Source organism: Mesorhizobium sp. M7A.F.Ca.CA.001.04.2.1 (assembly GCF_003998485.1).
GTDB classification, from domain to species: Bacteria; Pseudomonadota; Alphaproteobacteria; order Rhizobiales; family Rhizobiaceae; genus Mesorhizobium; species Mesorhizobium ciceri.
Window position 1 is genome coordinate 1 of sequence record NZ_RZQT01000182.1, and the last position, 9,688, is coordinate 9,688.

General features: G+C 61.8%; 11 protein-coding genes and 1 pseudogene. 9 read left to right on the forward strand and 3 right to left on the reverse strand.

Going from position 1 to position 9,688, the window contains the following annotated elements:
* Positions 1–73: pseudogene (locus EN955_RS31690) on the reverse strand (single-stranded DNA-binding protein); the annotation flags it as partial.
* Between the two features lie 183 nt (positions 74–256).
* Between EN955_RS31690 and EN955_RS35990 the strand changes: the two are divergent.
* The 9 genes from EN955_RS35990 to EN955_RS31735 all read left to right on the forward strand — a co-directional run bounded on the left by EN955_RS35990 (position 257) and on the right by EN955_RS31735 (position 8,771).
* The gene (locus EN955_RS35990; RefSeq protein ID WP_338101297.1) at positions 257–550 is read left to right on the forward strand and encodes a cupin domain-containing protein; all 294 of its coding nucleotides are present in this window, start codon (positions 257–259) and stop codon (positions 548–550) included.
* Positions 551–720: 170 nt separating this feature from the next.
* Positions 721–1,035, forward strand: a complete 315-nt coding sequence (locus EN955_RS31700; RefSeq protein ID WP_013531836.1) for a metalloregulator ArsR/SmtB family transcription factor — start codon at positions 721–723, stop codon at positions 1,033–1,035.
* On the forward strand, positions 1,032–1,520 hold the full coding sequence (locus EN955_RS31705; protein ID WP_024503513.1) for an SRPBCC domain-containing protein: 489 nt from the start codon (positions 1,032–1,034) through the stop codon (positions 1,518–1,520). Before EN955_RS31700 ends, EN955_RS31705 begins: the two co-directional genes overlap by 4 nt.
* A 20-nt stretch (positions 1,521–1,540) precedes the next feature.
* Positions 1,541–2,146, forward strand: coding sequence for an ATP-dependent Clp protease proteolytic subunit (locus EN955_RS31710; protein WP_013531838.1), 606 nt, complete (start codon positions 1,541–1,543; stop codon positions 2,144–2,146).
* 88 nt (positions 2,147–2,234) lie between these two features.
* Complete coding sequence (locus tag EN955_RS31715; RefSeq protein WP_024503514.1) at positions 2,235–2,531, forward strand: hypothetical protein; 297 nt, start codon at positions 2,235–2,237, stop codon at positions 2,529–2,531.
* Positions 2,532–3,223: 692 nt separating this feature from the next.
* On the forward strand, positions 3,224–6,145 hold the full coding sequence (gene uvrA, locus EN955_RS31720) for an excinuclease ABC subunit UvrA (RefSeq protein ID WP_024503515.1): 2,922 nt from the start codon (positions 3,224–3,226) through the stop codon (positions 6,143–6,145).
* A 40-nt stretch (positions 6,146–6,185) separates the two neighbouring features.
* Positions 6,186–6,656 (forward strand): GNAT family N-acetyltransferase, encoded by a 471-nt coding sequence (locus tag EN955_RS31725; RefSeq protein WP_024503516.1) that lies wholly within the window; start codon positions 6,186–6,188, stop codon positions 6,654–6,656.
* 26 nt (positions 6,657–6,682) lie between these two features.
* Positions 6,683–7,504 carry a DUF72 domain-containing protein gene (locus EN955_RS31730; RefSeq protein ID WP_024503517.1) on the forward strand — a complete coding sequence of 274 codons (822 nt, stop codon included), beginning with the start codon at positions 6,683–6,685 and terminating at the stop codon, positions 7,502–7,504.
* A 115-nt stretch (positions 7,505–7,619) separates the two neighbouring features.
* A complete protein-coding gene (locus EN955_RS31735) occupies positions 7,620–8,771 on the forward strand; it encodes a GGDEF domain-containing protein (protein ID WP_013531843.1) in 1,152 nt (383 codons plus the stop codon).
* 44 nt (positions 8,772–8,815) lie between these two features.
* Here the strand turns inward: EN955_RS31735 and EN955_RS31740 are convergent, their stop codons facing one another.
* On the reverse strand, positions 8,816–8,992 hold the full coding sequence (locus tag EN955_RS31740) for a hypothetical protein (protein ID WP_013531844.1): 177 nt from the start codon (positions 8,990–8,992) through the stop codon (positions 8,816–8,818).
* A gap of 269 nt (positions 8,993–9,261) precedes the next feature.
* Positions 9,262–9,688, reverse strand: a 427-nt coding sequence (locus EN955_RS31745) for an ATP-binding cassette domain-containing protein (protein ID WP_127223529.1), incomplete at its 5' end; no start/stop codon positions are given.

A 9,688-nucleotide genomic window follows, 5' to 3' on the forward strand; every position in this document is an offset into this window, starting at 1 on the left:
AGTTGAGGCGACGGATTTCGGGATCCGCGCCGAGGTTGCCGACCAAAATGACCTTGTTGACGCTACCCGCCATGATATTTCTCCGCGCTCATCCGAAACAAATTTTTTTGTCGCAGCACCTTACAGGCTGCAGGCGTCAGCCGCTTGCCGTGGCTGCCTTTACCCACAAGGTTTTTGTTCCCTTTTCGTTCTATGGTGCAGATGACGTTCTGTCAATGTTTGTCAGCAAGATGTAGTGTCCCGGCCGGAAATTTCCATGAAATCGGATCTGACCGGGGGCGATCAAATGAAGTCTGTCGCACATGAGGACCAGCAGCGCGAGCAATGGCGAGCAGGTGTGGAAACACGCATGCATGTGTCGGCCAGCAATGGTGCATCGCAACTTTGCATATTCGAGCAATGGGTCGAGCCCACGGTCGGCGCCCCAACGCATTGGCATCCCGTGGAGGAAGTGCTGACCGTTATCGCCGGTAGGGCTGAGATGTGGATCGACGATGAGCATACAGTCGTGACATCGGGCCAGTCTCTCGTTGTCCCAGCGAACAGGTAACACGGGTTCAAGAACGCCGGCACTGGAACGCTTCACATCCACGCCGTCCTTGCGTCGCCGATTTTCGAGGCGACGTTCGATGGGCCTGCCGGAATGGTGAGACGCTGGCTTCCGACAATCTCGTAAAACAGTGCTTGCCAAATCAATAAGTATTCACTTATGCTTTTGACATGATCGAAGCAGAGATTTTTCGTGCACTGGCCGACCCGACGCGCCGCGCCGTCTTTGAGCGGCTGGCCGCAGGCGAGATGAGCGTGTCGGAATTGCGCACCGGTATGACGGTGTCGCAGCCCGCGGTATCGCAGCATCTGGCGGTGCTGCGTGGCGCAGGCCTGGTGGTCGAGCGGCGAGCCGGCCGCAACGCCTATTACCGCGCCGATCCGCAGGGGCTCGCTCCCTTGCTCTCCTGGATCGAACGCTACCGGACTTTCTGGCCGGAACGCATCGAAAGGCTGAAGGCGGTTTTGAAGGACATGGATCAATGAAGAAGGCGGGATCAACGACCAACGAGGGCCAAATCGACGCCGCGGATGCGCTCGAGTTCGAGTACGACCTTGCCGAGCCGCCGGAAAAGGTCTGGCGGGCCCTGACCGTACCGGAATTGCTGGCCGCCTGGATGATGCCGAACGACATCAGCCTCGAGATCGGCAACCGTTTCGCCTTCGCCGGGCCGGACACGCCGATCGAATGCGAAATCCTCGACGCCGAACCCGAGAAGCTGCTGCGCTATTCCTGGCGGGAGCAGCCGGGCGACGCAGCCAGGCAGGATCCGCTCGACAGTACCGTCACCTTCACACTTGCCCGGACCGTTTCCGGCGGCACGCATCTGCGTGTCGTCCATGACGGCTTTGCCCGCAAGGCCATGCCTGCCATCGCCATGGCAGGCGCCGGCTGCCGTCTTTCGCTCGGTTTGCGCGCAATTGGAAAGCCCATCGCCGCGAACGCACCGCGCCTTCTGCGCGCGGCATAATAGAAAATCGGAGAAGAAAAATGAGCGGTGTTGCCAGTCTGGTGCCGATGGTCATCGAGCAATCGAGCCGCGGCGAACGCGCCTTCGACATCTTTTCGCGGCTGCTGCGCGAGCGCATCATCTTCATCAACGGCGAGATCAACGACGACATCTCGGCGCTGGTCTGCGCGCAGCTTTTGTCGCTGGAATCGGACAATCCGGACAAGGAGATCTCGCTCTACATCAACTCGCCGGGCGGCGTGGTGACCAGTGGTTTCGCCATCTACGACACGATGCAATATATCAGCTGCCCGGTGTCGACCGTATGCATGGGCTTTGCCGCTTCGATGGGCTCGTTCCTGCTGATGGCAGGCACACCGGGGCGCCGGATTTCCCTGCCGAACGCCACCATCCTGCTGCATCAGCCGCTGGGCGGGTTCCAGGGCCAGGCCTCCGACATCCAGCGACATGCCGAGCGCATCGGCAGGACGAAACGGCACATGACCGAGCTCTACGCGCAGCATTGCGGCCGTACCTATGAAGAGGTCGAGCGCACGCTGGACCGCGACCACTTCATGACCGCCCGCGAGGCGCAGGCATGGGGCATCGTCGACCATGTTTTCGACACGCGCAAAAAGGCGGCGTAAGCCAGGGCCGGAGCGGAGTCCGGCCGGCTGCCGAAGATTTGACGATGCCGGTCTGGTTCCATCGGCGGCGCGCCACTATAGTCCTGGGATGACCGACACTCATCCCTCCAGACCACTGCGTCCCGTCATCGCCGTCATGGTGCTCGCTGTTGCCAGCCTCGTGAGCGGCGCGGCTCTTGCAGAGGACAGTTCGCCGTCGACGCAAAAAAGCGCCCTGCCCGGCGTGACCGGCGACTACCGCATCGCCAAGCCGGCTCCCGAGCCGGACGATGCGCTGCCGGCCGGCGAGAACGGCACATTCAAGATCGGCGATACGGATGTCAGGATTTCCGGCAGCATCACCGTCGATGTCGGCGCCGGCTCGATCGGGCCGCCGCGTCACTGAGTGCGCGCGGAAATGAGCGTTCCCCACATAAAACGGCCCCGCCGTGCCTTGGGCAAACGGACGGGGCCTTCTGGATCTCAAATCCAACTTTGCCGGGAGTGTACTGCCGGCGTTTGATTTCGGATGCACCGCGGCGTTCGGCCGACGATCCGACTAGCAGTCTCTGATTTTTAGGGGATATGGCAGGTCACGGTTTGCCGGGTGGCGCAGACGCTAAACCCTGGCACTTATGCCTGCCGCGGCTCCAGTGACAACTGGAACCCTAGGGGACGATCCGGTGGCGTCATAGCTCCGCTCCTCTGTCCGTTGCGATTGTTGTCAATTCGAAGCACAAATCGCAAATGCCTGCGGCGTCTCGCAGGCCGCCTTTGGGCGGCGAGGCCATCGAAAGACGGCCGGCTTCGTTGACTTCCGGAGACTGCGCTCCTGGGTTGCCCGCGTCAACCATCAATAGCCGGTTACCGAAAAACGTGATCGCCGGGAGGTTACGTACAAGTCAGTTTTTGCACAGCTTTGTCAGGAGCGTGTTCGGCCTTTGTTCTTTCCGCTTGCCCGTTCACGCGAAAGACGCTTAAACGCTTTTGTCGGGAATTGTGGCGTCTCTCGACGTGGCGGCAAAACTACCTACATAGGGGATGGCCGGGAAAACCCGCCATTCCAGGAAATTCCAGATTCTGAGGCGGCGACCGGCTATGGCCGACCATAAATATCTTTCCATTCGCGGGGCGCGCGAACACAATCTGAAGAATGTCGATCTCGACCTGCCGCGTGACAGCCTGATCGTCATGACCGGCCTGTCGGGGTCCGGCAAGTCATCGCTGGCCTTCGACACGATCTATGCCGAAGGCCAGCGCCGCTATGTCGAAAGCCTTTCGGCCTACGCGCGGCAATTCCTCGAGATGATGCAGAAGCCTGATGTCGACCAGATCGACGGCCTGTCGCCTGCCATCTCCATCGAGCAGAAGACCACCTCGAAGAACCCGCGCTCGACCGTCGGCACCGTCACCGAGATCTACGACTATATGCGGCTTCTGTTCGCGCGCGTCGGCATCCCCTATTCGCCGGCCACCGGCCTGCCGATCGAGAGCCAGACAGTCAGTCAGATGGTCGACCGTGTACTGGCGGTCGAGGAAGGCACGCGCCTGTTCATCCTGGCGCCGATGGTGCGCGGCCGCAAAGGCGAATACCGCAAGGAATTGCTGGAACTGCAGAAGAAGGGCTTTCAGCGCGTCAAGGTCGACGGCGTCTTCTATGAGATCGCCGACGTGCCGGCGCTGGACAAGAAGTACAAGCATGACCTCGATGTCGTCGTAGACCGCATCGTCGTGCGCGGCGATCTCGCGACGCGGCTTGCCGATTCCATAGAAACGGCGCTGAAGCTGGCCGATGGGCTGGCGGTCGCCGAATTCGCCGACAAGCCGCTCGATTCCAGCCAGACGGGCGAGGATTCGGTCAACAAGTCGAAGAACGAGACGCATGAGCGCATCCTGTTCTCGGAAAAGTTCGCTTGCCCGGTCTCCGGCTTCACCATTCCGGAAATCGAACCGCGGCTGTTCTCGTTCAACAACCCGTTCGGCGCCTGCCCGACTTGCGACGGTCTCGGCAGCCAGCGCGCCATCGACGGCAATCTGATCGTGCCGGATGAAAACATCTCGCTGCGCGACGGCGCCGTCAGCCCGTGGGCGAAGTCGACCTCGCCCTATTACGCGCAGACGCTGGAGGCATTGGGCAAGGCCTATGGCTTCAAGCTCGGCGACAAGTTCAAGGATTTGTCCGAAGAGGCCAAGGAAGCCGTCCTGCGCGGCACCGGCGAGCGCGAGATCACCTTCCAGTATGATGACGGCCTGCGCTCCTACAAGACGACGAAGACTTTCGAAGGCGTCATCCCCAATCTCGAGCGGCGCTGGAAAGAGACCGAATCCGCCTGGATGCGCGAGGAGATCGAGCGCTTCATGTCGGCCACACCCTGCCCGGTCTGCAAGGGCTATCGGCTGAAGCCCGAGTCGCTGGCGGTGAAGATCGCCGGCAGGCACATCGGCGAAGTCACCGAGCTTTCCATCCGCAAGGCCGACCAGTGGTTCACCGACCTGCCCGCGTCGCTCAACGACAAGCAGAACGAAATCGCGGTGCGTGTGCTCAAGGAAATCCGTGAACGGCTGCGCTTCCTCAACGATGTCGGGCTCGACTATCTGACGCTGTCGCGCAATTCCGGCACGCTGTCGGGCGGCGAGAGCCAGCGCATCCGGCTGGCATCGCAGATCGGCTCCGGCCTGACCGGCGTGCTCTATGTGCTGGACGAGCCGTCGATCGGTCTGCACCAGCGCGACAATGCGCGCCTGCTCGATACGCTGAAGCACCTGCGCGACATCGGCAACACGGTGATCGTCGTCGAGCATGACGAGGACGCCATCCTGCATGCCGACTATGTCGTCGACATGGGCCCGGCCGCCGGGATCCATGGCGGCGAGATCATCGCCCAGGGCACGCCGCAGCAGGTCATGGCCAATCCCAATTCGATCACCGGCAAATATCTGTCGGGCGCGCTCGAAGTGGCGACGCCCGGCGTGCGGCGTGAAGCGAAGAAGAACCGCCGCATCAAGATCGTCGGCGCGCGCGGCAACAATCTGAAGAACGTCACCGCCGAAATCCCGCTCGGCACCTTCACCGCCGTCACTGGCGTGTCCGGCGGCGGCAAGTCGACCTTCCTGATCGAGACGCTGTTCAAGGCCGCCTCGAGACGCATCATGGGCTCGCGCGAACATCCGGCCGACCACGACCGCATCGAGGGCCTCGAATTCCTCGACAAGGTCATCGACATCGACCAGTCGCCGATCGGCCGCACACCGCGTTCAAACCCGGCCACCTATACCGGCGCCTTCACGCCGATCCGCGACTGGTTCGCTGGCCTGCCGGAGGCCAAGGCGCGCGGCTATCAGCCGGGACGCTTCTCGTTCAACGTCAAGGGCGGCCGCTGCGAGGCCTGCCAGGGCGACGGCGTCATCAAGATCGAGATGCACTTCCTGCCCGACGTCTACGTCACCTGCGACGTCTGTCACGGCAAGCGCTATAACAGAGAGACGCTCGACGTCGTGTTCAAGGGCAAGTCGATCGCCGACGTGCTCGACATGACGGTCGAGGAAGGCGTCGATTTCTTCGCCGCCGTGCCCGGCGTGCGCGACAAGCTCGACACGCTGAAGCAGGTCGGCCTCGGCTACATCCATATCGGCCAGCAGGCGACAACGCTGTCCGGCGGCGAGGCGCAGCGCATCAAGCTGGCCAAGGAACTGTCGCGCAAGGCGACCGGCAAGACGCTCTACATCCTGGATGAGCCGACCACTGGCCTGCATTTCCACGACGTTGCCAAACTGCTGGAAGTGCTGCACGAACTGGTAGACCAGGGCAACACGGTGGTGGTCATCGAGCACAATCTCGAAGTGATAAAAACCGCGGACTGGGTGCTCGACCTCGGCCCCGAAGGCGGCGATGGCGGCGGCGAACTGGTCGCCTCCGGCACGCCGGAAGCCATCGTGCGCGAAAAGCGCAGCTACACCGGCCAGTTCCTCAAGGAGCTTCTGGAGCGACGTCCCGGAGGCAAACGCGAAGCGGCGGAGTGATCGACCGGTTGGCGCCTGGAGAGCTCTGGAGAGCTTTTGAATGACAATCAGAAGAGCGCTTGCCGGTGATCTCCAAACCGTCGTCTCGCTGACGGAAGCGGCCTATGCGCCTTACATCGCACTGTTCGGCGCGCCGCCGATCCCGGTCACCGAGGACTATGCACCGCGCATCGTGCGCGGCGAGATCTGGTTGCTGGAAAGTGGCGGCGAGCTTGCCGGGCTGATCACGCTGGAGCGACATGACGACCACGCGATGATCTTCTCCGTCGCGGTCTCCCCCGACTTTCAAGGCAAGGGCTTCGGCATTGCGCTGCTGAAACACGCGGATGAGCAGACCCATCTCTGGGGTCTGCCAGAAGTGCGGCTCTACACCAACGCCAGGATGGAGCGGAACATTGCGCTCTATCTTGCCTATGGTTTCCACGAAACGGGTCGCCGGCCCAATCCCTACCGGCCAGGATGGGTGCTCGTCGACATGGCCAAAACCGTCGATCAGATCACCGCGGCCTGATCTTTTTCTGCATTGGGAGGATGACAATGATCACATCGGGAACAATCCGCGCCGGCATGGGCGGCTGGACCTTCGAACCCTGGGATACGTCCTTCTATCCCGACAAGCTTTCCAAGGCCAAGCAGTTGAACTACGCCACTCGCCAGGTGCCGAGCATCGAGGTCAACGGCACTTACTATTCCAGCTTCAAGGAGCCGACCTTCGTCAAATGGGCCAGCGAGGCGCCGGACGGCTTTGTTTATTCGCTGAAGGGCAACCGCTTCGTCACCAACCGGCGCGTGCTGGGCGAGGCCGGCGAATCGATGATGCGCTTCCTTGGCTCCGGCGTGGCGGCGCTCGGCGAAAAGCTCGGGCCGATCCTGTGGCAGTTCGCACCGACCAAGAAATTCGATCCGGACGATTTCGAAGCCTTCCTGAAGCTGCTCCCGGAAAAGCAGGACGGCGTTGCGCTGCGCCATGCGCTCGAAGTCCGCAACGACAGTTTTGTCGTGCCGGAATTCGCAGCACTTGCCCGAAAATACAAGGCCGCGATCGTCTACGCCGACCATGCCAAATATCCTGATATCGCCGACATCACCGCCGATTTCGTCTACGCCCGGCTGCAGACCGGCAGCGATGACAATCCCGACTGCTATACGCCGAAAGGCCTCGATGAATGGGCCGCGCGGGTAAAGACCTGGGCGCAAGGCAAGCAGCCGGCCGACCTGCGGCGCGCCGACCCCGCCACCGATGCGCCGGTCAAGCCGCGCGACGTGTTCGTTTACTTCATCACCGAGGGCAAGGTGCGCGCGCCGTTCGGCGCCATGGCACTGATGAAGCGAGTGGACCAGGGTCAACCGGTGCCCTGACGCAGCGGAATCATGGCATCTTCGCCACCGTCGTAACCTTATCGATACCTCCTTGCTGCATGAATCCAGCCAGACCAGTCGCAGATCTGGGCCGCCACGGGCAAGGACGAGGGGCATGTCGCTCGACTACACTTCACTTCTCCTGGCTGTCGGTTTTTCCGCGGCCTGCCTGAGCCTGACATTGTTCGGCATGTGGCTGACCGCTCGCTCGGAGAAATTCCTGCTGACATGGGCGATCAGCCTGGTGTTCGTGGTCGGCGATATTTTTGTCTATGACGCCTATATCGACATGCCCGGGCGCCTGCTGGGCATCGCCACGCTGGCTTTCCTCCTGCTCGGTTTCTCGACAATGCTAGGCGCGGCCTACCAGTTCAGAACCGGCGGCTCGCCAGTGCCCCGAACTGTACTTGGCAGCGCCATTTCGCTGGCCGTGACGTTGCCTCCCATGGCTCTAGGCTATGACGGGCTGGGCTTCATGTTCGAAAATGCCTTCGCCGCCTTGCTTCTGTTCGCAACGGCGGTCGAATACTGGAAGGGCCGCGACGAAGCCCCTGCCCTGACGATCGGTATCACCGCGCTCTATTCTGCCACGGCCGCATCCTTCGCTCTCTGCGCCATGGTTTTAGCCTTGGATGGAAAGCTGGTCCTTGGACATGCGCCAAGCAACTGGGCCGAGGAACTGAGCCTCATCATCGTCATCGCCAGCATGACCGGGATTGGAGCGCTTTCCCTGGCCCTGAATCAGGGACGCTTGGCCCGGCATCACCGCCACAATGCCCTGACCGACCCGCTGACCGGCCTGCTCAACCGCCGCGCCCTGTTCGACCTGCACGGCGATGCGCCGGTCGGCGCCTTCACGGCGGTGGTCGTCTTCGATCTCGACAACTTCAAGGCCATCAACGACGAATTCGGCCACGCCGCCGGTGATGAGGTGCTGAGGGTGTTTGCACGGGAACTCGCCAGCAATCGCCGCCCGGCCGACGTCGCCGCGCGCATGGGCGGCGAGGAGTTCGCGCTGGTGCTGAAGCGGACCTTGCCCGAAACGGTGGAGGCCACCGCCGAGGCCATACGGGCAGCTTTCGCCGCGCACCGCATCGAAACCGAGACAGGCTCGCTGATATGCACCGTCAGTGCCGGATTTGCTTTCGGCACCAAGGAAGGCCTCGGCTTCGACAAGGTGCTCAACGCCGCCGACAAGGCGCTCTACGACGCCAAGCGCGGAGGCCGTAACCGCGTCACCGCGTCTCCGTTCAGGCGCGCAAGCTAATCGCGCAACACCGGCCTCTGATCGTGGGGAGACGAATGCGGCTCCTAGGCCGCCATGACAATCTCATTGAAGGTATCGAGATCGACATAGAAGACCTTGGTGATCTCCTCGATCAGATCGTCGTAGTCGCAGCCCTGTGATCTCAAGATATTGATGGCAGCGATGATGTCGACGCGTTCGGTAAGCCGCCGCTTCTGGTAATCCTCGACGTAACGTTCCATGGCTGTCCTTTAGCCTGTGTGCCCAAACGCGTTTGAACGACAGAGATCGCAGGAGGGAAGCTAGGCAGCCTTGCTTGCGTGAAACTTGCCCGGCATTGGCCGTGGTCCTCGATCTGCGATAACCAGACTGATACGGAAGCGGCCGACTCACAAAGCCATGGAAAAGACTAGCACGCGATATTGAGCGTGCCAGAGACGCAGGTGATCGGATGGAGAAATATTGGACTTGGCAAGAACTTCGGATCGCCAACTGAAGTTCACCGCCAATTCTAGACGGTAAGGAACTTCCGCACATCAGCCCGGTCTAAATCTTCAGCCGGGCCGGTATGGACGATCACGCCCCGGTCCATGATGTTGACCTCGTCGGCGAGCTCGCGGCAGAAATCGAGATATTGTTCGACCAAGAGCACGGCGATGCCCGCCTGGTCGCGCAGATAGCGGATGGCGCGGCCGATGTCCTTAATGATCGACGGCTGTATGCCCTCGGTCGGTTCATCGAGCACGAGCAGTTTCGGCCGCATCACCAGCGCCCGCCCGATGGCGAGCTGTTGCTGCTGGCCGCCGGAAAGATCGCCGCCGCGACGGCCGAGCATCTGCTTCAGCACAGGGAACAATTCGAAGACATGCGCCGGAATGTTGCGGTCGGCTCGCCTCAGCGGCGCAAAGCCTGATTCCAGGTTCTCCCGCACGGTGAGC

Excerpts from the sequence above, each read along its gene's own strand:
- EN955_RS31700 (WP_013531836.1), top strand. The coding sequence starts at position 721 with ATGATCGAAGCAGAGATTTTTCGTGCACTGGCCGACCCGACGCGCCGC.
- EN955_RS35990 (WP_338101297.1), top strand. The coding sequence starts at position 257 with ATGAAATCGGATCTGACCGGGGGCGATCAAATGAAGTCTGTCGCACAT.
- EN955_RS31715 (WP_024503514.1), top strand. The coding sequence starts at position 2,235 with ATGACCGACACTCATCCCTCCAGACCACTGCGTCCCGTCATCGCCGTC.
- EN955_RS31735 (WP_013531843.1), top strand. The coding sequence starts at position 7,620 with ATGTCGCTCGACTACACTTCACTTCTCCTGGCTGTCGGTTTTTCCGCG.
- uvrA (WP_024503515.1), top strand. The coding sequence starts at position 3,224 with ATGGCCGACCATAAATATCTTTCCATTCGCGGGGCGCGCGAACACAAT.
- EN955_RS31740 (WP_013531844.1), bottom strand. The coding sequence starts at position 8,992 with ATGGAACGTTACGTCGAGGATTACCAGAAGCGGCGGCTTACCGAACGC.
- EN955_RS31730 (WP_024503517.1), top strand. The coding sequence starts at position 6,683 with ATGATCACATCGGGAACAATCCGCGCCGGCATGGGCGGCTGGACCTTC.
- EN955_RS31705 (WP_024503513.1), top strand. The coding sequence starts at position 1,032 with ATGAAGAAGGCGGGATCAACGACCAACGAGGGCCAAATCGACGCCGCG.
- EN955_RS31725 (WP_024503516.1), top strand. The coding sequence starts at position 6,186 with ATGACAATCAGAAGAGCGCTTGCCGGTGATCTCCAAACCGTCGTCTCG.
- EN955_RS31710 (WP_013531838.1), top strand. The coding sequence starts at position 1,541 with ATGAGCGGTGTTGCCAGTCTGGTGCCGATGGTCATCGAGCAATCGAGC.